Annotated in this window: 24 protein-coding genes, 3 tRNA genes and 4 pseudogenes; 10 read left to right on the top strand and 21 right to left on the bottom strand. The window is 37.3% G+C overall.

The window, feature by feature from the left end; translation table 11 throughout:
* Positions 1-193 precede the first annotated feature (193 nt).
* Positions 194-796: an SPOR domain-containing protein gene (locus ACF8FD_RS04040; protein ID WP_004684390.1), complete on the top strand. Its 603-nt coding sequence runs from the start codon at positions 194-196 to the stop codon at positions 794-796.
* A gap of 30 nt (positions 797-826) precedes the next feature.
* Here the strand turns inward: ACF8FD_RS04040 and ACF8FD_RS04035 are convergent, their stop codons facing one another.
* The 8 genes and pseudogenes from ACF8FD_RS04035 to ACF8FD_RS04000 form a co-directional block, all read right to left on the bottom strand.
* Positions 827-1,426, bottom strand: coding sequence for an alpha/beta hydrolase (locus ACF8FD_RS04035; RefSeq protein WP_279679141.1), 600 nt, complete (start codon positions 1,424-1,426; stop codon positions 827-829).
* Between the two features lie 14 nt (positions 1,427-1,440).
* A complete protein-coding gene (locus tag ACF8FD_RS04030; protein ID WP_279679142.1) occupies positions 1,441-2,082 on the bottom strand; it encodes a glutathione S-transferase in 642 nt (213 codons plus the stop codon).
* Between the two features lie 131 nt (positions 2,083-2,213).
* Positions 2,214-2,611, bottom strand: a pseudogene (locus tag ACF8FD_RS04025) (OsmC family protein).
* A gap of 102 nt (positions 2,612-2,713) precedes the next feature.
* Positions 2,714-3,661 carry a pirin family protein gene (locus tag ACF8FD_RS04020; protein WP_279679143.1) on the bottom strand — a complete coding sequence of 316 codons (948 nt, stop codon included), beginning with the start codon at positions 3,659-3,661 and terminating at the stop codon, positions 2,714-2,716.
* Positions 3,662-3,922: 261 nt separating this feature from the next.
* A complete protein-coding gene (locus tag ACF8FD_RS04015; protein ID WP_278345109.1) occupies positions 3,923-4,597 on the bottom strand; it encodes an HNH endonuclease in 675 nt (224 codons plus the stop codon).
* 258 nt (positions 4,598-4,855) lie between these two features.
* Entirely contained in the window at positions 4,856-6,424 is a 1,569-nt protein-coding gene (gene guaA, locus ACF8FD_RS04010) for a glutamine-hydrolyzing GMP synthase (protein WP_279679145.1), read from the bottom strand.
* A 147-nt stretch (positions 6,425-6,571) separates the two neighbouring features.
* Positions 6,572-6,937 (bottom strand): NirD/YgiW/YdeI family stress tolerance protein, encoded by a 366-nt coding sequence (locus ACF8FD_RS04005; RefSeq protein ID WP_279679146.1) that lies wholly within the window; start codon positions 6,935-6,937, stop codon positions 6,572-6,574.
* Positions 6,938-7,048: 111 nt separating this feature from the next.
* Positions 7,049-7,460: pseudogene (locus tag ACF8FD_RS04000) on the bottom strand (DoxX family protein).
* Positions 7,461-7,654: 194 nt separating this feature from the next.
* Here ACF8FD_RS04000 and ACF8FD_RS03995 point away from each other — a divergent pair.
* Positions 7,655-8,299 (top strand): DedA family protein, encoded by a 645-nt coding sequence (locus ACF8FD_RS03995; RefSeq protein ID WP_004684377.1) that lies wholly within the window; start codon positions 7,655-7,657, stop codon positions 8,297-8,299.
* Here ACF8FD_RS03995 and ACF8FD_RS03990 read toward each other — a convergent pair.
* The 5 genes from ACF8FD_RS03990 to ACF8FD_RS03970 all read right to left on the bottom strand — a co-directional run bounded on the left by ACF8FD_RS03990 (position 8,296) and on the right by ACF8FD_RS03970 (position 11,145).
* Positions 8,296-8,889, bottom strand: a complete 594-nt coding sequence (locus ACF8FD_RS03990) for a LysE family translocator (RefSeq protein WP_010325622.1) — start codon at positions 8,887-8,889, stop codon at positions 8,296-8,298. The two genes, ACF8FD_RS03995 and ACF8FD_RS03990, sit on opposite strands and share 4 nt — an antisense overlap.
* A 214-nt stretch (positions 8,890-9,103) precedes the next feature.
* On the bottom strand, positions 9,104-9,493 hold the full coding sequence (locus ACF8FD_RS03985; RefSeq protein WP_004684374.1) for a hypothetical protein: 390 nt from the start codon (positions 9,491-9,493) through the stop codon (positions 9,104-9,106).
* A complete protein-coding gene (locus ACF8FD_RS03980; protein WP_279679147.1) occupies positions 9,490-10,344 on the bottom strand; it encodes a ParA family protein in 855 nt (284 codons plus the stop codon). The genes ACF8FD_RS03985 and ACF8FD_RS03980 overlap by 4 nt, the downstream gene beginning before the upstream one ends.
* Positions 10,345-10,429: 85 nt before the next feature.
* Positions 10,430-10,822: a SirB2 family protein gene (locus ACF8FD_RS03975; RefSeq protein WP_279679148.1), complete on the bottom strand. Its 393-nt coding sequence runs from the start codon at positions 10,820-10,822 to the stop codon at positions 10,430-10,432.
* Positions 10,823-10,836: 14 nt separating this feature from the next.
* A complete protein-coding gene (locus ACF8FD_RS03970; protein WP_058952398.1) occupies positions 10,837-11,145 on the bottom strand; it encodes a BolA family transcriptional regulator in 309 nt (102 codons plus the stop codon).
* A gap of 221 nt (positions 11,146-11,366) precedes the next feature.
* Between ACF8FD_RS03970 and ACF8FD_RS03965 the strand changes: the two genes are divergently transcribed.
* The 3 genes from ACF8FD_RS03965 (at position 11,367) to ACF8FD_RS03955 (ending at position 11,672) form a co-directional block, all read left to right on the top strand.
* Positions 11,367-11,442, top strand: a tRNA-Gly gene (locus ACF8FD_RS03965).
* A gap of 41 nt (positions 11,443-11,483) precedes the next feature.
* Positions 11,484-11,559, top strand: a tRNA-Gly gene (locus tag ACF8FD_RS03960).
* Between the two features lie 37 nt (positions 11,560-11,596).
* Positions 11,597-11,672: transfer RNA gene (locus ACF8FD_RS03955), tRNA-Gly, on the top strand.
* Positions 11,673-12,145: 473 nt separating this feature from the next.
* Here ACF8FD_RS03955 and ACF8FD_RS03950 read toward each other — a convergent pair.
* Positions 12,146-12,373, bottom strand: a complete 228-nt coding sequence (locus tag ACF8FD_RS03950) for a helix-turn-helix transcriptional regulator (RefSeq protein ID WP_005401914.1) — start codon at positions 12,371-12,373, stop codon at positions 12,146-12,148.
* Positions 12,374-12,486: 113 nt separating this feature from the next.
* On the opposite strand from ACF8FD_RS03950, the gene ACF8FD_RS03945 reads away from it, so the two are divergent.
* The 4 genes and pseudogenes from ACF8FD_RS03945 to ACF8FD_RS03930 form a co-directional block, all read left to right on the top strand.
* Positions 12,487-12,696: a hypothetical protein gene (locus ACF8FD_RS03945; protein ID WP_005401915.1), complete on the top strand. Its 210-nt coding sequence runs from the start codon at positions 12,487-12,489 to the stop codon at positions 12,694-12,696.
* 23 nt (positions 12,697-12,719) lie between these two features.
* Positions 12,720-13,901 (top strand): Arm DNA-binding domain-containing protein, encoded by a 1,182-nt coding sequence (locus ACF8FD_RS03940; RefSeq protein ID WP_392453224.1) that lies wholly within the window; start codon positions 12,720-12,722, stop codon positions 13,899-13,901.
* Positions 13,894-14,142 (top strand): hypothetical protein, encoded by a 249-nt coding sequence (locus ACF8FD_RS03935; RefSeq protein WP_372375755.1) that lies wholly within the window; start codon positions 13,894-13,896, stop codon positions 14,140-14,142. The genes ACF8FD_RS03940 and ACF8FD_RS03935 overlap by 8 nt, the downstream gene beginning before the upstream one ends.
* A gap of 67 nt (positions 14,143-14,209) precedes the next feature.
* A pseudogene (locus ACF8FD_RS03930) lies at positions 14,210-14,368 on the top strand (hypothetical protein); the annotation flags it as partial.
* A gap of 156 nt (positions 14,369-14,524) precedes the next feature.
* On the opposite strand, the gene ACF8FD_RS03925 reads toward ACF8FD_RS03930, so the two are convergent.
* On the bottom strand, positions 14,525-15,235 hold the full coding sequence (locus tag ACF8FD_RS03925; RefSeq protein WP_005265697.1) for a hypothetical protein: 711 nt from the start codon (positions 15,233-15,235) through the stop codon (positions 14,525-14,527).
* Positions 15,236-15,354: 119 nt separating this feature from the next.
* Between ACF8FD_RS03925 and ACF8FD_RS03920 the strand changes: the two genes are divergently transcribed.
* Positions 15,355-16,499, top strand: a protein-coding gene (locus ACF8FD_RS03920; RefSeq protein WP_392453222.1) for an IS3 family transposase whose coding sequence is annotated in 2 segments (ribosomal slippage) — positions 15,355-15,619 and positions 15,619-16,499 — 1,146 coding nt in all. Because the reading frame shifts where the segments join, the coding sequence is not laid out codon by codon here.
* Positions 16,500-16,883: 384 nt separating this feature from the next.
* On the opposite strand, the gene ACF8FD_RS03915 is transcribed toward ACF8FD_RS03920, so the two are convergent.
* From ACF8FD_RS03915 to ACF8FD_RS03890, 6 genes and pseudogenes are all read right to left on the bottom strand, one after another.
* Complete coding sequence (locus ACF8FD_RS03915; RefSeq protein WP_392453221.1) at positions 16,884-19,280, bottom strand: hypothetical protein; 2,397 nt, start codon at positions 19,278-19,280, stop codon at positions 16,884-16,886.
* Positions 19,281-19,285: 5 nt separating this feature from the next.
* Entirely contained in the window at positions 19,286-20,137 is an 852-nt protein-coding gene (locus tag ACF8FD_RS03910; protein ID WP_005265693.1) for a hypothetical protein, read from the bottom strand.
* Positions 20,130-21,086, bottom strand: a complete 957-nt coding sequence (locus ACF8FD_RS03905; RefSeq protein ID WP_005265692.1) for a hypothetical protein — start codon at positions 21,084-21,086, stop codon at positions 20,130-20,132. The genes ACF8FD_RS03910 and ACF8FD_RS03905 overlap by 8 nt, the downstream gene beginning before the upstream one ends.
* Before the next feature lie 8 nt (positions 21,087-21,094).
* Positions 21,095-22,198, bottom strand: a complete 1,104-nt coding sequence (locus ACF8FD_RS03900; protein WP_392453218.1) for a GTPase-associated system all-helical protein GASH — start codon at positions 22,196-22,198, stop codon at positions 21,095-21,097.
* A gap of 13 nt (positions 22,199-22,211) precedes the next feature.
* Positions 22,212-23,531 (bottom strand): effector-associated domain EAD1-containing protein, encoded by a 1,320-nt coding sequence (locus ACF8FD_RS03895; protein ID WP_026056602.1) that lies wholly within the window; start codon positions 23,529-23,531, stop codon positions 22,212-22,214.
* Positions 23,532-23,740: 209 nt separating this feature from the next.
* A pseudogene (locus tag ACF8FD_RS03890) lies at positions 23,741-23,851 on the bottom strand (serine/threonine-protein phosphatase 2); the annotation flags it as partial.
* Between the last annotated feature and the right edge of the window lie 138 nt (positions 23,852-23,989).

Raw genomic sequence — 23,989 nt, 5'->3', positions numbered from 1 at the left:
TCGCAAGATGAAGGGCTTTGCCCGAAGTAGCCATATCAACCCCGATGTATTGCTCGCTTTGTGAAACTTGAATTTTGCAAAGCGATTCTTTATTTTACAATGACGCCTCTTTTAATTGCTTGAGGCCAAGTACTAAAATAAAGCAAAGAATGGGCCAGTCCCTCATATTGATTAGAAGAAAAGAGGTTTCCACGTGTTTGGAAAAACGCAGCGCGGTGTATCTGAAAGACCGAACAAACCCAAAAAGCCACTGATTCCAGCTTGGCTCGGTACACTTGTGGTCATTTTAATCGTGCTCTGTTTTGCTGTAGCACTGTTACTGTGGAAACCTTGGGCACCAGTGAAGCCGAAAGGGCAAATCACTTCGGAACATTATCAAGAAGAAACCAATAAAGACTACCGTTTCTACGACTTACTTCCACAGCAGCAAGTGACGCCAATTCCTGATCAAGCCATTCCTGAAACCAAAGATAATCCAAGCACTGTGGTGATTGTTGAAGCACCTGCTGCCGAAGAAAGCACCCCTGCTGAACCAGGTTTAACCGAAGCAGCACCGACACCGCAAGCGCCAAGTTTTATATTGCAAGTCCGCAGTTACCCTGACCCAGACAGTGCCGATGCACGTCGTGCAGAAATTATCTTAAATGGTCTCTCTGCCGATGTCGTCAAAACCGTTGAAGGCGGCCAAACATGGTATCGCGTGATTTCAGGGCCATATGACTCGCAAGAAGCTGCAGTGATTGCACAACAAACCCTACAACATAGTGGCATTGATTCGATTGTGGTCAAACGCTAAAACCAAAAAAGGATGCCGAGGCATCCTTTTTTATACTCTGAGTTTGGTGAGAAAATTTTGAATCAATTGCGCAACATGCTCTGCATGCACATAAGCCAAATCATGTTGCCCCTGTGATACGATGTGCAATTCAGCATGTGGTATTTGACGGTGTAAAGACCGCCCCACTGCAACAGGACTAATCGGATCTGCATCGCCCCAAATCAGCAGAACAGGACAACGAATATGCTCCAAACTGTCCGTCAAATCAGACTGATGCTGAACAAACCAATCGGGAACCGTAAAGCTCTGTTGATAATCCTCTCTCCAATCTGCCACCTGAAAAGGACTTAAATCAATGCCGCCTGAGGTTGCCACGAGCACCAAGGCCTGCACCTGTTCAGGCTTTTGTAAGGCAGCTTGTACTGCAAAAATACCACCCATCGATTGTGCAACGACCACAGAAGGCTGTTGAATTTGATTCAATACATAATCTTGTAAGTCCTCAAAACTCTGCACTTTCATTTCATCAGGATAGCCACCAAAGCTCGGATAAGCGACGACCATGGTTGAATCGTCCTGTAGGCGTTGGATAACAGGTTGCCAAAATGCCGTATTGCCCGATGCACTGGGCAAAAAAATCAGGTTCAAATCATCACCACCCACTAGAACCCACTGAGCTCCTTGGCTTTTTTAAAGGCTGGGCGCTGCTGAATACGCTGTGCATAAGCAACCATTTGAGGATTATGGGCTTTTACCCGCTCTTGCATTGCCACTACAGGAAAGCTCATTTGAATATCGGCAAAGGAAAAATCACCTGCAAAATATTCATGTTGAGACAAATAATTTTCCAAATATGCACTGTGCTCTTTCAAGCGTGGATTAATAAAGCCGCCTTTCACCCCATCACAAATTTTATTGGCAAGCGGTTTAATTAGAAAGGGAACATGCTTGGGTACATTACTCATCACCAAGGTCATAACCAAATATGGCATCAACGAGCCTTCGGCATAATGCATCCAGTAGTTGTATTGCATTAAGTCCTTTGGATTTTTCGGTTTAAACTTGTGCTCCGTATCGTAGGTGGCTTGCAAGTATTCTAAAATCACTGCAGATTCTGCTATGACCAAATCACCATCGGTCAAAACGGGTGCTTTACCTAAGGGATGAATGTTTTTTAACTCAGGTGGCGCAGCATAGGTCGGTAGGCGTTTATAAAACTTCATCTCATACTCCAGCCCTAACTCTTCCAAAGCCCATAAAATGCGTAAAGAGCGTGAATGTTCCAAATGGTGCAGGGTGATCATTGTTTTACCTTTTGTTTTAATTGAAATCTAGCACTCACTTTACGCTAAAATTTGGAGTTTGTACCTGTCGATACACATGAATATCCAGTCGCACAAAATCCTTTACCGCCTATAAAAAACCGTCAAGCGAGTTAAACAATTGAGGTTTCAATCTCGACGGAACGTAATAAAGTTTTAGTGACTGGTGTTTTTTGACAGATGTCTAAGATTTTTTGGTGTGCTTCTTCTGTCAATGTTTGCTCAAACGACAAACGACGACTGATCCATTCTCGGCCTTCTTTATTAGCATTAAAATCTGCTTCGACACTAAAAGCCCCCACTCAATACCTTTGTGCTGTGCATACATCCGTAGGGTAATCATGGTGCAGGAAATCAAACCTGTACAAATAAAGTCATAAGGTGCTGGGCCTTTGTCCTGACCGCCAAAAGACGCTGGTTTATCGGTAATAAATTGGTGTTGTCCACTGCTTACTTCACCAGACCATGCTTCGACGCATGTTTTGACTTCTGCATTCGCAATTATTGCCATTTTTTTATTATCCTATTTTTCATTGATATTATTTTGAATAGGTTTCAAGTATTGAAACTGTCCACCTATTCTGTTGTTGAACGACTTGTCGCAGTATTCCCTTTATTTTGAAGCGCGCATTTGGTCTGGAAATGCTGGAGCTTCTAAGCGCGGACCTTCATAGTCAGGAATCGAACCAAAACGTTCATCTTGTGCAATCCACTGATCACGTGCAATTTTCAATTCTTCATGAGTACGACCAACAAAATTCCACCACAGTAGAATTGGACTTTCAAACGGCTCACCACCTAACAGCAACAAGCGACTACCAGCATGAATTTCAATTTCAATCGCGCTTACACCCTGCTCGAGCACCACCATATTATCCTCATTCAGTTCGTGCCCATTGACGGTAGCCGTTCCTTCTAAAGCCATAAAGCCATATTCAAAGTTTGGATTGAGCGTTAAACGGGTTTTGGTGCTTTCTGCTGCGCTTAAGTCCACCCCTAACAGCTCAGTATAGACACTCACAGGTGAGGTGGTATTTAAGAACTCTCCGACCAAAATGGTAAATGCTACCCCATCTTTTTCCACCACTGGCAGTTCTGGATAGTGATCGAAACGGGGTTCAACAGCAATTTGTGCATCGGGCAATGCAATCCACAATTGTGCCGCATGCATTTTGGTTTCTGTATCTGGTGCGACTTCCGTATGGGAAATCCCGTGTCCTGCGGTCATTAGATTGACCTGTTTTGGACGAATCAACTGTTTGCTACCCAAACTATCGGTATGCATCATGGTGCCTTCAATCATCCAGGTAAAGGTTTGCAAACCGATATGTGGATGTGGGCCAACATCTAAACCATCCCCTTGAGGGAAGGTTACAGGGCCTGCGTGATCTAAGAAACACCATGCACCAATCATTCGCTTATGGCGACTTGGCAGCGCGCGTTTGATGACCGTCCCTTGGCCTATTTCAGCACTTCTCAGTGGAAACTCTTGAATGAATTGATTTACGTATTTTTCACAGTCATCCGAATGTGAAAGTTCAGTATAGTTATTATTCGTCATGTGCTTACTCATTACAGATCCATATGTCCTAGATCATAACAAGTGGATTCTCAGCTGCACATCCCTAAAAATAGAATGCTGATTCTTAAACTTGGGACAATATCTTGTGTTTTCAAAACCTAACTACAAGGCAATGAGTGGATGTAAAAATGTTGTTACATCTTTATTTTTTTAAAGATTACGACCAACTGAAAATACGAAAAATATTATTGTGTAAGCCCTTTTGATAAATGAAATATACAGATTTCTCAATTTTTATGCCTATCCCATATAAATTTCATTCTGATGATAGTGTAGATAAGGAAGGTGTTTTACATCCAAGTGCAATTTTAAATGTGTTGGAATAGAAAAGAACTCTTTATCAACCTCATTGAGCTTTTTCGAAATCTGAACTATCCCCGTGTCAAGAAAAGTAATAAATCCTTGATCAAATAGACGGTCAAAATTTGGGGACAATAAGAATCCATTATAAACATCTACTTTTTCATTTCCATCACACTTTGCCCAAGGCTTAATATGGGATGCAATTAACAATCTACTATGACTAAAGCCTGTGACTGCACAATACGGATAAAAATCAAAAAGCTTTTTCCTGAACTTATTTTGAATCAGTCTGACTTTAACCAAACGCTCAGCATCTGTTGTAAATATTTGTTTTTCCGTAAATATTGACTCATCATTAACATCAATTTCTTTTAAAAAGTCACCATAATGCTTCAATGCAGAAGAATACATATTATTCCCCACTCGGTTTCTATCTTGATAGATATCTAAAGTAAAAATTGTCTGCTTTAATGCTTCAAACTCAATGCTGTTTTGAGGTAACTCATAACTAGGTAACCACTCATTAATTCTATTTTTTATAACTAAATCATATTTTAAAGCTGTAGCCTTTGAAAGATTCTTATTCTGTATTAACCAATGATAAAAATTCATCCCTCTCTCCCTACCTCGTTATATAAAAAAGGACGCCTAAGCGTCCTTTTCAAAGAGTAATTTCTCGTTTACTGCCACAGGCGTAGCCTTTGGCAGTAATTTAGGCAAGAAGCTTCGCTTCTTGAAAGCCTTTCTGCCGCAGACGTAGCCTTTGGCGTAAAACTGGCATGAAGCGTTGCTTCATGAAAGCCCTTCCTGCCGCGAGCATAGCTCTTGGCGTAATTTAGGCAAGAAGCTTCGCTTCTTGAAAGTCCTAAATTACTCCCATTCAATCGTTGCCGGTGGCTTAGACGATACGTCATAAACAACACGAGAAACATCTTTAATTTCGTTCATGATACGAGTCGAGATTTTATCGACAAGATCATAAGGAAGATGTGCGAAGCGTGCTGTCATAAAGTCAACCGTTTCAACGGCACGAAGTGCAATCACCCATGCATAACGACGGCCATCACCGACGACGCCAACAGATTTCACAGGTTGGAATACAGCAAAGGCTTGTGCAGTTTTATCATACCAACCACTTGCACGAAGCTCTTGCATGAAGATGTCATCTGCAAGACGTAAAATGTCTGCATACTCTTTCTTCACTTCACCCAAAATACGCACGCCCAAACCTGGACCTGGGAATGGATGACGATATAGCATTTCAAACGGTAAACCTAAAGTTGTGCCTAAACGACGCACTTCATCTTTAAACAAATCACGGATTGGCTCAACCAATTCAAAAGCTAAATCTTCTGGTAAACCGCCCACATTGTGGTGTGATTTAATCACATGCGCTTTACCATTTTTAGTTGCAGCAGATTCAATCACGTCTGGGTAAATTGTCCCTTGAGCAAGGAAGTTTACGCCATCAAGCTTACGCGCTTCTTCAGCAAAAACTTCGATGAACTCACGACCAATGATTTTACGTTTCTTCTCAGGATCAACTTCACCCGCAAGTGCAGTCAAGAAACGCTCTTCCGCATCGGCACGAATTACACGGATACCCATGTTTTTCGCAAACATGTCCATCACTTGCTCGCCTTCATTCAAACGAAGCAGACCATTATCTACAAATACGCAAGTCAATTGATCGCCAATCGCACGGTGTAAAAGCGCAGCAACCACTGATGAGTCAACACCACCAGACAGACCTAAAAGAACTTTTTGATCGCCAATTTGTTGACGTAATTGTTCAACGCGTAGATCGATGATGTTTTCAGAGTTCCACAGGCTACGACAGCCACAAATGCTGTGTACAAAGTTCGATAATAACTCTGCACCTTTTGCAGTGTGCGTTACTTCTGGGTGGAACTGAATCCCGTAAAAACGACGCGCTTCATCAGAAACCATCGCCACTGGACAGCTTGGTGTGCTTGCAGTGATTTGGAAACCTTCAGGAATCGCTGTCACTTTATCGCCATGGCTCATCCAAACTTTAAGTTGGTCTTTAGTGTCTTCAAGATCACCAATCAACTTGTCACGAACTTGAATGTTTACTTCGGCATAACCGAATTCATGTACAGTACCCGGCTCAACTTTACCGCCAAGCTGTGCAGACATGGTTTGTAAGCCATAGCAAATACCCAAAACTGGTACACCTAAGTTGAACACAACTTCTGGCGCACGTGGGCTGCCTTCTTCGTGTACGCTCTCAGGACCACCTGATAAGATGATACCGTTTGGATTAAATGCACGAATGTCTTCTTCAGACATGTCATAGGCATACATTTCAGAATATACACCAGCTTCACGTACGCGGCGTGCAATAAGCTGGCTATATTGAGAACCGAAATCCAAAATAAGGATACGATCTTCAGTAATTTGAGTATTGGTAGTCATGACAAACAACTATGAAAGGCAAACGAATATAAGCGCCGTATTCTAGCATTTTTCCGCGCATAACGCACATAATTCGGACAAGCTTTATACAACGCTTAAGACCCAATGGTTTTTATATCAAAAAGCACGCTTTCGCGTGCCTGATGTTTATTTCAAAACTTTTTCTATTTTAACGACTTCAATATCGGTCGGTTTATAACGATGTGTATCCACCTCGCCCCCAACCTGCACTTTATCACCTGCTTTAATATTGGATGCTTTCCATAAATCGTCATCAATATCCAGCAAAATAACTCCTGTACTATCGCTGAACTCGTAGTGGTCTTCATTGAGATGTTTCAGCAGCGTGCCTTTTAAGGTAACCGCCGTTTCATCTTTGAGCTTTGCAATGGCTGACACAGAGACATGGTTCTTTGCAGCTTCTTGTAAAATGATATGGTCATCCTTGGCCCATGCACCAACGGCAAGACTTAAACTTGTCATACATAACCCTATTTTAAAAAGATTTTTCATCTTATTTTCCTCATGTTTTATTGATCTTGATCAAAACAAAAAATGAACGTCCACTCCGTACTTTTTTGTAAATAAAAAAGCAGCATCGTAAATGCTGCTTTTCATTTTGAATTATTTTTCAATCAGATGATCTAGACTCATTTTTCCTGCACCATGCAGCATTAGAAAAAATAAACCACCCGCCATGGCAAAGTTTTTCATATAATTAATGCTGGCTTGTGCGCTATCGTGAAAAATAAACGCGGTCATCACACTAAATATACCTAAGCCAAACGCAGCAAAACGAGCTTGGAACCCAAAAAGCAATGCTAATCCACCAAACTCAACTAAAATGGTTAAAGGTAATAGCGCTCCAAGCCCCCATAGACTCCATATACCCTAAAGTTATGCTATAAGCTGAAATTTTTCCCTAGCTTGCAACAAGGAAAATATAAGCCATCAGTACACGGGCAATTAAAGCTAAAACTACATCGGTATTGAGTTGATTGACAATATTTTTGGCCACAACATTTCGATTAAATATTTTTACACCTTTAAATAGGTTTTATTTGAACTTGTAGTTATCTTAATGTTCTCTATTTTTAGAATAAATATCCATTTTCATCACACATACTTTTAAGATAAGAACACTGATAGCTAAATTTATTTACGTTTTAATACTGACTTCTGATAACGAGACTGCTAGGATTTCCGCACTCTTTTGCTTATTTGTGCCCCATGGAACTGATTGATTTTATATTACATGTCGATGACCATCTGCTTGAGTTTATCACCAACTATGGGGTTTGGATTTATGCAATTTTGTTTCTCATCATCTTTGTGGAAACAGGTTTGGTGGTCATGCCGTTCCTACCCGGCGACAGTTTATTGTTTGCCGCAGGTGCCTTAGCAGCATCCACAGGTGCAATGAATCCGTGGACTCTTGGTGTTTTACTTTTTATCGCGGCCGTACTGGGCGATACGCTGAATTATCACATTGGCCGTTATATTGGACCGCGCGTTTTTGAAATCGAATCCCGTTTCATCAATAAACAACACCTGATTAATACACAAAAATTCTTTGAAAAACATGGTGGTAAAACAATTATTTTTGCCCGTTTTATTCCTTTTGCGCGAACCTTTGCACCTTTTGTGGCTGGCGCAGGAAAAATGGACTACAAATTTTTCCTGTCTTATAACCTGATTGGTGCATTCTGCTGGATTGGATCATTCATTACTTTAGGCTATATTTTTGGCAATGTGCCTGTGGTCAAAGACAATTTCACGCATCTGATTTTCGGCATTATTATTATTAGTGTCTTGCCCGGGATTATTGGTTTTATTCGTGCCAAATTAAAGAAAAAATCAACCACTGAAGCTTAAGCAAAAAAGCGCAGCATCACGGGGAACATACACACCACCAACAACATGGCCGATCCTTTATATAAGAGATCGGCTTTTATTTGTTTGGACTCACCCGATAAAATGGCACGGCCAAAAGACATCCAGAACAGTGCCGTTGGCAATAACACCAGACTAAACACGGCAAAGACCAAAAAGAAATTGGTGGGATTATCCCAGGCTTCATAGGGAAAAATACCCGCAGCAAATAAGACCGCTTTCGGATTTTTCAAAGTAGAAAAAAACAATTGTTTAGGTCGAATCGAGGTAAAACGTTGATTATGTTTTTCTAAGTGCGAGCTTTTCCACAAATGAAAAGCCAACCAAAATACATAAACTGCACTGAGTGCATGTAAAAGATCAATCAGATAAGGCCAAGTCGGGGTACTGAGATGAATCAGGAGTGCCCATAAATTGATGGCATAGAAATACCCAAACAGTTCTGCGGGTACAAGTAAGCTGGTCTTCGCCAGACCTTGCTGATGTGCAGAGCTTGCGAGTAAAGCATTGGTTGGTCCCGGAATCATCAAGACAGCAATCATTGCTAATACAAACAGCCAACTCTCAATCATAGACATCCAACAACAGCATTAAAGATGCGCAATTTAGCCGAAAAAGAGCTGTTTCCTCAAGTCAAAGCCGAAAAAAACACTGAACCCATGGGGTAGAAAAGTGCATGGTAAAACGATAGTCCATTGTTTTATTGAAATTATTTTCGAAACATTTTGCTAAGATTTTAATCCTGCTGAAAGGATGAACCCTTCAGCAGGATGAATAAATGCGGCATTAATTCGTCTTATTTTGCACGGTAATCGCACATCCTTTGAATTTTGCAGCCTGTACAATCGCCTCTTGCTGACCCAAAAGTCTTGAAATTTCAGTTTTTTTGGTATTCGATGATTGTCCCATATTCACTGAAACGCTTGGACCAAAGCCCCAACCGCCACCATGACTCCATCCACCACCCAGACCTAGCCCCACGCCAACACCCGTGCGTTTCGCAGTAGGTACACCTTCATCTAAATGTTGCTGAATCCGATTATATTCCGCTTGTAACTGTTGGCAGTTCAAAGCTTGATACTGTGTAGGAGAGACATAAGTCGGTTTAACCGTTGTGGCACAGGCACTCAATAACAGCGTACTGCCCACTAAAAAAGCAATTGTGATCTTTTTCATGCTGAATCTCGCAGTTTATTATTCTCAATCTCATTGAACAATGATTGATAGGCCTGCGTCAATTTATGATCGTGTGCCAAATGAATCAAAGGTAAATTTTTGTGGTGAGATTCTTTCATCAGCACCGATGGGGGCAACATACTTTCTAGTACAGGAAGACCTTCATCCTTCAGCTCTTGCACCACTTCACGCGGAAGTTTGGCCTGCGCTTGGAACTGATTCACCACAATGCCTTCAATTTCCAAATGATCATTATGATCGTCTTGGGTTTCGAGCACATTTTCGATCAAAGTTTGCAATGCACGTTTAGAAAAGACATCACAATCAAACGGAATCAGGACTTTATTGGCTGCGATCAGTGCCGACAAAGTAAAGAAGTTAAAGGCTGGTGGTGTATCGATATAGACACGATCATATTTTCCGGCAAGCTGTTGTAACGCATCACGCAGTTTATAAATTTTATGTTTTGACTCTAAAGCATAAGCCAATGCCCCGAGGCTTGGGCTGGCTGGAATCACATCCAAATTTTTAAAAGGGGATTGGTGTACATAACTTTCTAAGCCTTTAGCTCGTCCTTTGAGGATCGAACCAATGGCACTGCCCAATAGACTTTTATTTTGAGTCGTTCCAAGCACTTCTTCAAAATAGTTTTCAATATTGGGTTCTAAAGCTGGTTTGTCTGCCGAATACGTTGCGTCATCGCCCAACACATACTGACTCGAATTCGCTTGCGGATCGAGATCAATCAGTAAGGTTCTTAGGCCTTGATATGCACTAATTGCCGCCAAATTCACTGCAATACTGGACTTACCGACACCACCTTTTTGATTAAATACCACACGTGTATGCATGAAATCCCCTCCCTCTTGTTATTTTTCCGCTATAGATAGCAGTGTAGCGCAGAACAATCGCTGTGCCGATGATTATGTCTAACAATTAGCCAAAGTTTGGTTTAATCATGACTAAATCTAAAATGGATATCATCGCGACCACCGCCAAGAATAAGCCCGCTCGGCGCTGTGTAAGTAAAATGCTGTCTTCTTTTTTATAAGCCTTCGACAAAGCGGACAACATCACTAAAAATAAAACCACTTTGGCATAAAACCATGTTTGCACATCAAAGTTTTTCATCACTAAAAGGACAATCCCGGTCAGTACAATCACCAGCATACTTAAATGCTGAAGAGCAACAAAAGCCGTTCGACCCGCTGGATTAGGCTGATTGCCTTGGACGCCTTTAAATAGCGTCATGGCACGCGCCAAAATCACGACACATGCTAAGCTGACCGCACTCATATGCACGATCTTAATCAATAATTGTGTTTCCATGACTGAATCTCTGCTTAGCTTTTCGGGGCATGTGCACAATTTGGACTAGAAGTGTCTTGTCCTTGCCACTCCTCGGGTAAAAAAGCATGTATAGCCAAAGCATGAATTTTACCAGGACTGAGTAAGTCTCCTGCTACCGCATAAATTTTTTGATGGCGCTGAACTAAACGTAATCCCGCAAAAATCTCACTCACCACGATCACTTTAAAATGTGATTCTTTACCTGGAAAATAGCCGCCATGACCAGAAGATTCATTCACGACTTCTAAATGTGATGGGGAAAGCTGTTGTAAGCGTTCAATCAATTGCTGCTCCAAGCTCATACCTGTCTCCAAAAATAATGATTCGTTCAGAGTATACCTGTTCCTTCAAGATGTTGAATGCATAAAACCCTTTCAGCTAGCATGAGGCACAACTTTTCACGAGCAAAAGTTAAAAAAATCTCAAGGCATCGTCTAAAACTGGCTTTATTTTATGCAATTAAACTCAGCTTTTTCATAAAGCTATTGACCCTGAACTTGCTTGCTGTATCATACAGCGCTATGCGGGAATAGCTCAGTTGGTAGAGCACAACCTTGCCAAGGTTGGGGTCGCGAGTTCGAGTCTCGTTTCCCGCTCCAAATTTTTTTCAGTGTAAGTTTTAGCAAAAACTGCTCAATACGCGGGAATAGCTCAGTTGGTAGAGCACAACCTTGCCAAGGTTGGGGTCGCGAGTTCGAGTCTCGTTTCCCGCTCCATTTTTTAGTGTAAGTTTTAGCAAAAACTGCTCAATACGCGGGAATAGCTCAGTTGGTAGAGCACAACCTTGCCAAGGTTGGGGTCGCGAGTTCGAGTCTCGTTTCCCGCTCCAGATTTAAAAAGCCCTGATCGAAAGATTGGGGCTTTTTATTGTTGATTTAATTGATATTTATTCATCTAATTAGAATTATTTACTAAAGCCTACTTATAAATTTTACTGCCCAGCTCTATATTCAGTGCCCAAAATGTGACCATTATGTGCCACACCGTATATAAATCACCTTAAATGACCTCAAACGCTACTCACTTACATACAATTTTAGACTGTTTAGATTTAAAATAGAGGCCTAAAAAATCGAATTTACCCCCCCAAAATTTGAACTTATTTCTTAAGTTTGTGACCAATCACTTTTCTAAAGTGACCATCGGTGACCAAAATTTTTACCTAAAAAAGCTCATTTTTAGATATTCATCTAAGTTTTAAATAAATCAATTCAAATTATCTAGATAAATTTTAACGATCGTTCAAATTTCATATCTACTTTGTGACCAATCAAGATTTCAAAGTGACCATCGGTGACCAAACTACTCTTCACTCGACTGATTATTAATATTTTTTTTAAAAATCAATAAATCTCCAACCTCTACCTCTAGTGCTGTGCAAATCTTATCAATTGTCTCAAAATCAATTCTGACAGACTCATCATTATAAAGTTTATGTAAAGTAGATTTATTAATTCCAGTGCTTCTAACCAGATCAGCAACTTTTAGCTTTCTTTCTGCCAACAAAACTGCCAAGTTTGAAATAATCATAAAATTTCCTAGTTAGATAATAAAAAGTACTTGCAAAGACATAAAAATATGATAATTTACGTTTTAGGGATAATTTTTCCTATTTAACTAGTAAAAAATCAGAGGCTTTTATTATGTCATATACCTATCTTACAGCCCAACAGCTGGCTGAAAAAATTCAGTACGACGCTCGTACTATTCGCAATCAACTTAAAGATAGCGTCTTCATTGAAGGTGTTCACTATATTCGTCCTTTTGGTGGACGCAAGATTCTCTTTGTCTGGGAGCGTATCGAAAAGGAAATGCTGAAATTTACAGGTTTAAGCATGGATGCTCTTCAATAATTGACTATAGAGGAACTATGAATATGGCTAGCATCCGCGAACGAAATGGAAGGCTCATTGCTGACTTCCGTTATATGGGTATTCGATGTAGAGAAACAACGAGCCTTGAAGATAATGCATACAACCGAAGAGTACTAAAGAAGCGTCTAGAACAACTGGAAGCGGAAATCACTTTAGGTACTTTTGAATATGAAAAATATTTTCCTAAAAGTAAAAAAATTGATGATTTCAAAGAAAAACGTAGTCAACAAATTGCAGTACAAACACAAGTGCCACTTTTCAAAGATTTTACAGCTTTGTGGTTTAAACAGAAACAAATTGAATGGAGAGGTTCTTATCAACAGAAAGTAGCGATTGTCATTAAAAATTACTTGTTACCTGCTTTTGGTAATCTTGTTTTAACAAAAATTAAGAAGTCAGACTTGCTGAACTTCCGTGCCTCTCTCGCCAAAGTGACACACGGAAAAAATCAAACAAGTCTGAAAGCATCTAGGATTAATCAAATCATGACGCCTTTACGTATGATACTCAATGATGCGGCTGAACGATACGAGTTTGAGTCGCCTTATAAAAATATTAATAATCTGAAAGAAAGTAAGATTGAAGTCACACCTTTTTCTCTGGAGGATGTACATAAAATTATCACCACGGTACGTGATGACTTCAAACCTTATTACATCATCCGCTTTTTTACGGGCATGCGTACTAGTGAAATTGATGGCCTTCAATGGAAGAATATTGACTTACCACGCCGTGAAATCCATATCAGAGAAGCGTTAGTAAATGGGAAACTTGGTGGAACCAAAACTTATGGTTCTGACCGTACCATCCAAATGAGTGATCGGGTTTATCAGGCCTTTCTGCAACAGAAAAGCTTAAATAATGGTAAATCCAGTTTTGTCTTCTGTAATCGTGATGGTGGGCCTCTCGATTATCGCTTGGTAAACAAGCGTGTCTGGCATCCCCTGCTACGCTTTTTAGGGCTAAAGCCCCGTCGTGCTTATCAAACACGTCATACCGCAGCAACTCTTTGGCTGTCGGCAGGAGAAAATCCGGAATGGATCGCACGCCAGCTGGGACATTCAACCACTGAAATGCTGTTTCGGGTCTATAGCCGCTACATTCCGAATGTTACACGTCGCGATGGTAGCGCTTTTGAAGCCATGCTAGAAAAAATCAATACAGAGGAGCTTGCACATGAATAGTAAGGCTTTCTTTGGCGGCGTAGTCGTTAGTCCAGAAGCAGATATGGTCGCGCGTGAACTCATCCACGAGTTACATATTCCCAAACTGCACAATCTGGCCTTTTTGCTGGAAATCAATAAATGTTTCGATGATCACCAAGCATTAAGACTCTGGCTACAGCGAATGCTAGATGATGGACAAGCCCATTACGATGATTTAGCCCAACAAGCCCGTATCCGGTTAATAAATCTAGCTCCCTGATCTAATAAATATACAAGGTCATCAAATTGATGACCTTAGCCCCTTATACCCATAAAAAGGTAAACCCATGCATAAAGATATTTCAATTTGGATGCCAATTTATATTGGCGACTTACAGGCAAAATTCGCACGAATGACTGTAGAACAGATCGGTGCAACACTGCTGTTAATGATGGATTTCTGGAAAAATGGTGCTATTCCTCATGACCTAGCGACTGTATGTAGTTGTGTCTGTACAATATAGTTGTAAACTAATGACTTAATAAAATCAATGATTTAAAAATTTCACACATTCCAATTTTTACATTAAAGTCTTAAACTTAGTTTAAGACTTTAATTTTCCATTTAACAATATAGTTTTAAACTAAAAATGCCTACTTGATCAGAGACCAATCTTCTTTTCCAACTTTGCTAAAAGCTTTAGTTCTTTAGGCTGTAAAGAATTCTGTTGATCAAGTAGTCTACCCCACATAACAATATCTGATTGTATACTGGCACAGATCCAAGCATTAGGGCTAGTGTCATTTTTCCGAATTACTTTAAAGCCCATATGTAGTGCTGCACAAATAAAGGCTCCATTTGACACATATGCATTATCAAAGTGGTTCAATTGACGGTGATAGTATTCAACGCTATGTTTAAATGTATAACTACCTAGATTATAGCGAGTAGCTTTTATTTTTTTCAGATGCTGTAGATACATACAGCATCGCTGGCATTCATCAAGCGCTTTTTTTAGACTTTCTCTATTCTTTTTAAAATTTTGAAGATATTCAGCTTTAGAGTCCTGAAACGTATACCGTTTATAAAAAGATTCATGGTATGAGTCAGAGTGGCCAAAGCCGTTATAGTCTAGTAGAGGTTCTTGCTCCAGAATTCTTTCAATATCAGCCAATGTAATTAAATGATTTAAAGAGTCTGATTTTTTTTGAAGTTGCGCCATTGCTAAAGCCCATGGCTTATTCACTTCTTTGAAAGAAATTACATCAAGTGCATCAGTTTGTGTTTTTGCTTGTTCACTTTTGACAAGTTCTTTGGCACGTTTTTTTGCTCTCTGAACAGATAATCCTGATGGGAAAACTAAGTTTTGCATAAGTGCTAACCTTATAGCTCGCCATTTTCATTGTGCAGCCCACAGAGATGGATCCGGAAATTTGAACAACTCCTATAAGTGATATTCTGCTCCTCAAATGATGTTATAAACATCAATATATGGAGTATTTTATGGCACGTAGACCAAGAAGAAATCATTCAAACGACTTTAAAGCTAAGGTAGCACTTGCTGCGATCAAAGCAGAAAAAACACTTGCTGAATTGAGTTCTGAGTTTGATGTTCATCAAAACCAAATTATTGACTGGAAAAATCAATTGATCTCAGCTTCCTCGCAAGCTTTCGATCAATCAAAAGCTCCATCAGAACCCCCCATTGATCTTAAAAAGTTACATGCAAAAATCGGTGAGCAGGCATTAGAAATTGATTTTTTAGAAGGTGTGTTGAAGAAACTGGGCCGCTTCAACCACAAAAGTTAATCGATCACTCACTTCAGATTTCAGTATCTAAACAGGCTAAGTTACTGAAAGTCTCTCGTGGTTGTTATTATTATCGCCCAAAACCTGTTAGCTCATCAGATCTGAAACTGATGCGATGTATTGATGAATTACATATGCAATATCCTTTTGCAGGCAGTCGTATGATGCGTGATTTGTTGAATCGTCAAGGGCATCATATAGGACGACGTCATACACGTACTTTAATGAAGAAAATGGGTATTCAGGCGTTATATTGCAAACCAAATTTAAGCCAGGCTAATCAAGCTCACCGTAAATATCCATATCTGCTCAAAGGGTTGGCTATTCTGCGCAGTAATCAAGTGTGGTCTACAGATATAACGTATATCCCTATGGCAAAAGGCTTTGTTGATTTATGTGCTGTGATTGATCGGCATAGCCGCAAGGTACTTGCGCATAGGGTATCGATTAGTATGGAGGTGGATTTTTGTATTTCGGCTTTAAATGAAGCAATTGAAAAATATGGATCACCTGAAATATTTAATACAGACCAAGGCAGTCAGTTCACCAGTGATGCATTTATTGATGTATTGAAATCAAATGGCATTCAAATCAGTATGGATGGTAAAGGTCGATGGATTGATAATGTGATGGTTGAACGATTATGGCGGAGCGTTAAATATGAAGAGGTGTATCTCAAAGCTTATAGCAGTGTCAAAGATGCGAAAAAGCAATTGAGTGCATATTTTGAGTTTTATAATTTGAAACGACCTCATTCGAGTCTAGACAAATTGACACCAAATGAGTTTTACTATGATCAGCTACCCCAACAAAACAAGGTGGCTTAACTAGAGCGGAATATCACTTATAAATACGCTTTTAGTTGTTCAAACAAGTGGGACCACCTCTCCACATCACCCTTATGGCATACAATAAGGATAGGAATATTCATCTCAAGACAAGAAATATACATTATCGCAAGGGGATATTCGCCAACTCAACTAAAATTGAGCGGTGGACTGACTAGCATAGTATCGATGCTTGATATCAAATTAATGTCCAAATAAGTAAATGTCAAAATATTTTTAGTACGGAATAAAAAAGAGCTCTTTTTAGATATGAAATTTTTTTTAAGTTTTTAATTTTTATTCAACTTTAGGTAGGGCGTGTATAGACTATGAAAGTAGTATCATTGCTTTTACAGCCTAGAGAATAGGTAAAAAAAGCTTGACCTATCCCAGAAGTTGAACAAGATTTCTCACATCTTCATTACGTGGAAATTCTTGAGATAAAATATTTGCAATACTTTTTGGATATTTATGAATTTTACCTTGAGATGCTACATTAATTGCATGAACCCATTGATCGTAAATGGTGCCGTTAGTAACTAGATCACTAGCATTTCCACCAGCTCTTAGCCATATAGTTTTTAATCTGTCAGCAAAAAGCTCCGCACATAGCTCTATAATTATTTCATTAATTTCATGGTGAGAGATAATCGTATTTCTTGTAGGAAAGCTTCTGGCCTCAAATAGTTTTAACTTAAGTCTTTCTGTCTTAGATAATAAGGCCTTAATATGTGGAATAGTTTCCTTAAATGTCTTGTCTCCACTCTTATAAGAAGAATAGATATCTTTTGCAATGTTTTTCCATTTGTTTTGGCTAATTATAATACCAATCATACTTGCCTGAATTTTCCAACTTCCATGGCTAAGTAGATATCTTGCAATTTCCTCATTTATAGAGCGCCATTGGATTAGTTGTATAATCGTATTTAAGGGTAAGGAGCTTTTTTGTTGAGCAAGTTGAATAATTTTTTGACTAAGTAATGATTCTGGTTGGCTAATATTTTTAACTGCTAGTAGAGTCAATATTTTTTCAGCTACAGAATGAAGTATTAAATTTTTTTGAGGGTTTTCAATATGTGACCATATTAAAGCTCTATTATCATAGTTTAAAAAAATATTAGAGATCTCGTCATCTATATGTAAAGTTTGAATTATTTTATTGAAAATTTTTTCTGGATTATTATTGCTAATAATTTTACTTAAAATATAGAGAATATAATATTCTTTTGTTTCTTTAGTTGGAAGAATTCTATTGTCGATGTCAAGACAGTTAAGCCATACTTTAAGCCAAATGTAATCCCCTAGGTCAATATTGTTTAATATTTTTTTATCTAATAAAATTCTATTTGTTACAAATTTTAAAATGCTGGTATTTTTATATTCAATGATAGCGTAAATTATCTCTGAATTAGGATAATTATCTACCAAGGTTTGTAAGCTCTGTGTGTTATTGAAAGTTAATTGATGTGTAAGAGATTCTTTAGCATCATAAAAGTATCCTGTGGCTAATGCATGTGCATGATACCAATTATTTTTCTTGCAAAAATCTAAGAAGTTTTTAGTAATATTTTCTTCTGAAAATTGAGAATTATCACACAACTTAACTTCAAAGGATTTTTTATCAGTAAGAATATTTTCTATAATTTGTGAAATGATAGGATTGGATAATAGTGATAAATATTCTGACGCTAACTCATTGGTTTTATTTATATTGTGACTAAATCCAGCTAAAACCATTTCACTCCACCATTTATAAGACTTTTCTTCACTGGCTGTTTTAAGGATAATTTCAATTTTTTCTAGATTGAAATTATTGCTTATACTTGAGATCATCCAATTGTATATATCAATGTTGTAGTTTAGGGGTAAAGGTATATTGGCAAGAGTAAACAATTGATCAATATCTAAATTATTTATATCTTTATTTATAAAATCTGTAGCTTCCTCTACTAATTTTATGATTAGTGGATTTTCATCCTTACCTGTTGATAAACTAGCTCTTAATAGTTTAATAGAGTTTGGTATGTTCGGATTTTTTTTGTACTCCTGATAATTATTTATTATTTTCTCTACAATTCTTAATTCATTTAAGTTGTTATAGTCACAAATTAGTTCTTTAAAAAATAAAAAACCTTCACTTTGTTTGTTCAGTAGAAATTCTGAAATGTTTTTTCTGTTTGGTATACTATGACTTTTAACTTTACTAAATCTATCTGTCCAAGAAAGCTCATAGTTACCTAATACACAGTATAATATTGGGTTTAACAAAGATGTTGTATCCTGCTCTTTAAATACACAATGCAGAGATAAGTTTTGACGTGCTTTTGGCCATAAAGACTTCCATAAAAAACTCATAATATTGGGCCATTGCTCAAAATTGTTCGTTAAACATACAGAGTTTGAGTCTATTAATGTATTTAAAATAGTTAAACATTCATCATGGGGTAAAGAAAAATTTAAGATATTTTTACCCATTAATTGATTGAGTACCGTATCAATTTCTTCTTGTTCCAGTAGATGAGTGATGGGCCAGATTGCGACGTTACTTTTTACTGAGCCAGATCTTGTTTGCTTTAAATCTGGTGTTGTATACCAAATAGCGAAATAGGTATCTATAGTTCCACAATTAAGGGTATATTCCCAGCTTGAAGGTTGGCTGGGGAGGATATCTGTTAGACTAACTAATTCTATAGGAAATTCAATATCAGTTTCAGATATTAGTTTATGACCTCGAGAAGTATATCCAAATACTAAATACTTAGGCCAAGCCATTTTATCCATTATTATTAACCATAAATCCAAACTATAGGTGAGGTTAAATCAGCACTTCTTTCAGGATTATCTGGAGAAATAATCCATCCCTGATTTTCAGGACCATTATCTACAAAAGTATTTTGTGATCTTTTATCTAAAGCTCTGCCTAGTGAAGATAAACCCCATATAGAGATTCTATCTTGTTCCCAATTAGAATGTAAAAATTGATTTAATAATGGTAATTCTTTTTCAAAAATTTCTTTAGGTGTAGTAGTGCTAGTTGAGTTAGATATCTGATCATAACAAGATAAGACAATTGCAAGTTTAGGTTTTGAAATTCTTTTACTTCTTTTCAAATTACAAACATGAAGTATGATTTGAAATAGTTCAATCCACCAAATGTTAGCATCAACACTATCTGTTTCCTCTTGTTTTGTCTTTCCTTTTTTTATTACATCTCGATTTGTTAATAGATCCTCAATTTTATGTTTATATTTAGTTTCATCATTCAGGCGAATAAATACCATCCAACCATTTGCATTGATTAAAGTTTCGGCCCATTTTTCATTTACTGATCTACTTTCAAAAATATGGGTCAACTGTTCACCAGCATAATCGAACCAAGTAAGATCTACTTCTTTTTCATTTTTTATGACTAAAGGTAATGATACATTCGCAAACTGAGAAGATGTTGTTCTTTGAGGATTATTACCTTCAGCTAATCTTTCTAGAGCTTCTTGAAAGATATCAAGATTTTCTGGAGTATTACGTATAGCAATTTGTTGCTCTACGCCTCGAGTTAATCTTCCATATAGTTGAGCTGAATAAACAGTTTTACCGCTATTTGGCTTTCCTAATACCATAATAGAATTAGTTTTATCCATGGCTTCCTCTAAAAGACTCAAATATAGAATTACCAATAATATGATCAGTGATTTCTGTATGTTCTACTGAAATATTTGAAATTAATTCATTAATTATAGTAAACATTTCATCTGGTTGTGTTATTGAACAAGAATGGTTAGACGTTGAGCAGAAGTTGATTGAGTTAAGATTACGAGTAATTAAATCACGAATAGTTTTCGGGATATTATTGTTTTCTTCAGCTTTAGTCCAAACTAAAGCAATATGTTTTGCATAATGATAGTCTTTTAATCGATCAAAAATACTTGAAATATCATTTCTAGTACTTCCACGGATTCTAGCATCTTTGTGTGAAAGTTTTTCTGAATCAGAAGTTATAATGAGTAAGTCTGAATGAGTTATTACCCAATTAGCACCTTGAGCTAAATTAGGATTAGCTGCCCATTGATTGAACCATTCCCCTGGAGCATCTATAAATATAACATCTCGAATGACATCGTTTTCATTTCTAAAAGATAGATGTAAAAAACCAGGTGTTCTCGCATCCCCCCGTGGTGTGCGAGGAGGAAAGTCTGGTGAGGATAAGGGAGAGGCGAATCTAGAGTTTTTTGCTAGGGCTTCCCATGATTCAAGAGTATAACTTGCCCAAAAATCCCCAAATTTTAATTTTTTACCACTTAAAATCTGTAAATACAGTGAGAGTAGGATTGTAGATTTACCAGCTTCTGCTGGACCTACGATACCAATAATTAAAGGTTTCCTAACATCAGATAATTTTTGTAGACCTTTAAAACCTAGATGTGTTCCACTCCAAAAAACTTTATAAGCAGATTTAGACGTATCCTCCACCAATTGTCCATCGGTCTCATCAGATTTAATAAAATCTTCACAATCAGTCATATGAAGATAGCCTTTTTCACAGCTGATACCATCTGCGATACCACATTCTGGATTATTACATTTATACATTTTTATTCCTAAAATCTATAAACTTGCTCTTGTCTATAAATGGCTTTGGCTAAATCTGGTAAAGAGATTTCTTCAATTTGTATAATGCATTGATTTTTTAAATTTTCTAAATCAATATCAGTTTTAAATGCTGAAATGACAAGATCTCTTATATTCAAGAAATTTTGATTCGAAGAAAGTTCAAGATTATTAAAGATATCTTTAGTCAAAAGCTCCTCTTTACTTTCTCTAATTTTTGTTAGGATATCAATTAATGGATACTTTGTATCATAATTAGCATTTCCTGTTTGATTAATTGATTCAGCTAAAATATAAGTTGAACTAACAGGAGCAGGATATCCTTTAATGAGTTGTAATAAATCGATTGCCATTACTAATGGATTAAGTAAAGGATCGATTTCTCGATAGCTTTTAAAAAAACTTTGTGAATACTTTGCTTCATACCACCAGAGTATATTTAATTGCTCATTTTGATATTCAAAAGGACTTTTTAATGCTGAGGTAACAGAATTTATCTGATCATTCAATTCTTTAAATGTATCTGTAAAATTCTTTGCAACTTTTTCAGCAGAAACTTCAACTTCACCGTCAGCTTGAAAAATTTCAGACTTAAAAGTTTTATTTTTTAATCCTTTAATATCTACACTTTCTGTATAAGTAGAATAAGAATAAATATTAAGTTTTTTGTTCCATTCAACAACTAACTCTTTACTTAGAATTAAATGAGGGTTATGAACAGATAAATATGGCCAAATATCAACTACGTTTAATGCTAACATAGATGCATAGCTATTATTCTTTTCTGCAAGTTTCACACATGCATATAGAACCATTGCTGTAAGTAATCTATGGGGCTTCTCATCAGGATAAATAAAACCAACATTTGTCCAATACTCTTCCAATGTAGAATATGCGGATTGCATTGCCACGTTTGTCTCAAAAAAAGACTCTTTAATTAAAGAATGAAATCCATCAATTAAGAGATTTGGCTCCATATCATTTGCAAACTTTTCAGCCGCAGCATTTACTTTATCAAAGCGATCATCACTTTCAGTAATTTGTTTATCAATGCAACCAGCTTTATTTAAAGCTTCTAAAAAACTCATACTCATTAGATAATTCCTTTTAATTTATATGTTTGATAAGTGATTGATTTTTAGGAAAATCTATTAAAATGTTTTTAATTAAATCATCAATAGTAACATTTGCCCCATTAGTTGCTTTATGTATCAACTCAAACCAGAGGTCAGAAATATTTGAGATATTAGAAATATCTGAAGGTTTACCGCCTGATTTAACCCAAATACTTCTTATACTATTTACATCATAATATAAAGTTGATAACTCATTAATTAGACCTTTGTTAGATAAGGCAGAAACTTCAGGAATAAGTTCATTTATTTCTTGATTGTCTAGAATTAAATCAGAACAATTTATTAAAAGTTTGATCAAGCATTCAGCTGCGGCTCGCGATGCAAAATGTCTATACGTATCATCTTTAAAAGTATCACCGTAATCTGAAACAGCTTTGGAAATTATGATAGGAATATCTAATATTTCGCCTAAGGCTGCTAATCCACTTGCCTCCATATCTATCCCTAAGACTTTACGCATATCTCGATCAGCTAAGTAATTGAATATATTCTCATCTTCTTTCACAGTACTTCCAGTTGCCATAGGGGCAATATGGAGTGAAAAATCAGGATCATTGGGGAGACCAAAAAGATATTCTTCTTTTAATGTTGCTGCTTCCTTTAAACCTTCATCAGTTAAATTAAATCCCTGTAGTGTAATCCAGTTACGCTTTTTTAAACGTTTAATTACTTCAGAGAAGCTAGGACAATACGTCTTAAATATTTCATTATCAGTTGGTTGGATTCCTTCAAATAGCTGTAAAATAAGCCATCTTTCTTGATAGTCTAATGAGTATAGGGGTCTAAATTTTAACCATTTTTCTTCTTCAAGCTTAAAGCTTTGCATTCTCTGTAAAATTTTAGGATTAGGTCTAAATTGGAGTTGATCTCCTTGAAAACTCTCGACACCTCCAATAACGACTGATTTACCAGCATCATATGACCATAATCTATCGGCAAATATAACGTCACCAAGATGAACTTTTCCTCTTCTTCCTGCACAAATACCCGTCATACAGATGCACTTTATTCTATTTTTTTCTTGTTGTAGTAAAGAGGTGGTTGCAGCAATTGCTTGCTCTCGGCCCATAAAGTTTTGCCAAGTAGCCATTAGAGATAAAGTGCCTGATGCACTTGCTATCTTTGCTTTAGCAACAGTCCATCCATCAACGACCTCTTCTTTCCAAGAGGTTTCACCACCTAATGTTTTTAGTAAGGCATTGTATTCATCGCGTAAGGCACAAATAATAAGTACATCAGTCATATTTAATAATTGTATTGCATGAAATACTAAATCATATAACAAAATCACTTTTCTTAAAACAATATTTATAGTTTTTCTTCGGGAGAAATATGTAACTAACTTTTTGATTATTTTAATAAAAAAATTAAGAATAATATGATTGTCGGACTTCGTTAGTTGATTTGCCGTGCTCTTAAATATTCTTGTTTTTTAAGATAAAGCGGGTTCTAAAGAGATTAAATGTATGGCATAAGTTTAATTAAGAGTGAAAAATCTTTTTAAATTTCTAAAACTGTCAAGGAACCACCAAAGACAGCACCTGTATCAATGAAAAAACAGTTCTGATGCTGAACAGGTTCTTTAACTACGGTATGTCCCAAATAGATCTGATGTGTGCTGAAAAAACAGGAGGTTTTAACTTGGTAAACTAAACACACTCATCAGGAGTTTACCATGAGCAAGAAACACAAGACTTACACCACAGAATTTAAAGCTGAAGCCATCAAATTAATTGAAGCCAATCAAGG

Source organism: Acinetobacter sp. TYF_19 (genome assembly GCF_043105125.1).
GTDB classification, from domain to species: Bacteria; Pseudomonadota; Gammaproteobacteria; order Pseudomonadales; family Moraxellaceae; genus Acinetobacter; species Acinetobacter johnsonii.
This window is presented reverse-complemented; position numbering and strand designations above follow the sequence as displayed.

What these genes read in the sequence shown, in the direction of transcription:
- guaA (WP_279679145.1), bottom strand. Translation starts at nt 6,424, where the DNA reads ATGACTACCAATACTCAAATTACTGAAGATCGTATCCTTATTTTGGAT.
- ACF8FD_RS03940 (WP_392453224.1), top strand. Translation starts at nt 12,720, where the DNA reads ATGGCTAGCATCCGCGAACGAAATGGAAGGCTCATTGCTGACTTCCGT.
- ACF8FD_RS03950 (WP_005401914.1), bottom strand. Translation starts at nt 12,373, where the DNA reads ATGATTATTTCAAACTTGGCAGTTTTGTTGGCAGAAAGAAAGCTAAAA.
- ACF8FD_RS03970 (WP_058952398.1), bottom strand. Translation starts at nt 11,145, where the DNA reads ATGAGCTTGGAGCAGCAATTGATTGAACGCTTACAACAGCTTTCCCCA.
- ACF8FD_RS04030 (WP_279679142.1), bottom strand. Translation starts at nt 2,082, where the DNA reads ATGATCACCCTGCACCATTTGGAACATTCACGCTCTTTACGCATTTTA.
- ACF8FD_RS03945 (WP_005401915.1), top strand. Translation starts at nt 12,487, where the DNA reads ATGTCATATACCTATCTTACAGCCCAACAGCTGGCTGAAAAAATTCAG.
- ACF8FD_RS03995 (WP_004684377.1), top strand. Translation starts at nt 7,655, where the DNA reads ATGGAACTGATTGATTTTATATTACATGTCGATGACCATCTGCTTGAG.
- ACF8FD_RS03915 (WP_392453221.1), bottom strand. Translation starts at nt 19,280, where the DNA reads ATGGATAAAATGGCTTGGCCTAAGTATTTAGTATTTGGATATACTTCT.
- ACF8FD_RS03985 (WP_004684374.1), bottom strand. Translation starts at nt 9,493, where the DNA reads ATGAAAAAGATCACAATTGCTTTTTTAGTGGGCAGTACGCTGTTATTG.
- ACF8FD_RS03980 (WP_279679147.1), bottom strand. Translation starts at nt 10,344, where the DNA reads ATGCATACACGTGTGGTATTTAATCAAAAAGGTGGTGTCGGTAAGTCC.
- ACF8FD_RS03975 (WP_279679148.1), bottom strand. Translation starts at nt 10,822, where the DNA reads ATGGAAACACAATTATTGATTAAGATCGTGCATATGAGTGCGGTCAGC.
- ACF8FD_RS04020 (WP_279679143.1), bottom strand. Translation starts at nt 3,661, where the DNA reads ATGACGAATAATAACTATACTGAACTTTCACATTCGGATGACTGTGAA.
- ACF8FD_RS03910 (WP_005265693.1), bottom strand. Translation starts at nt 20,137, where the DNA reads ATGGATAAAACTAATTCTATTATGGTATTAGGAAAGCCAAATAGCGGT.
- ACF8FD_RS04015 (WP_278345109.1), bottom strand. Translation starts at nt 4,597, where the DNA reads ATGAATTTTTATCATTGGTTAATACAGAATAAGAATCTTTCAAAGGCT.
- ACF8FD_RS03905 (WP_005265692.1), bottom strand. Translation starts at nt 21,086, where the DNA reads ATGTATAAATGTAATAATCCAGAATGTGGTATCGCAGATGGTATCAGC.
- ACF8FD_RS03990 (WP_010325622.1), bottom strand. Translation starts at nt 8,889, where the DNA reads ATGATTGAGAGTTGGCTGTTTGTATTAGCAATGATTGCTGTCTTGATG.
- ACF8FD_RS03900 (WP_392453218.1), bottom strand. Translation starts at nt 22,198, where the DNA reads ATGAGTATGAGTTTTTTAGAAGCTTTAAATAAAGCTGGTTGCATTGAT.
- ACF8FD_RS03935 (WP_372375755.1), top strand. Translation starts at nt 13,894, where the DNA reads ATGAATAGTAAGGCTTTCTTTGGCGGCGTAGTCGTTAGTCCAGAAGCA.
- ACF8FD_RS04005 (WP_279679146.1), bottom strand. Translation starts at nt 6,937, where the DNA reads ATGAAAAATCTTTTTAAAATAGGGTTATGTATGACAAGTTTAAGTCTT.
- ACF8FD_RS03925 (WP_005265697.1), bottom strand. Translation starts at nt 15,235, where the DNA reads ATGCAAAACTTAGTTTTCCCATCAGGATTATCTGTTCAGAGAGCAAAA.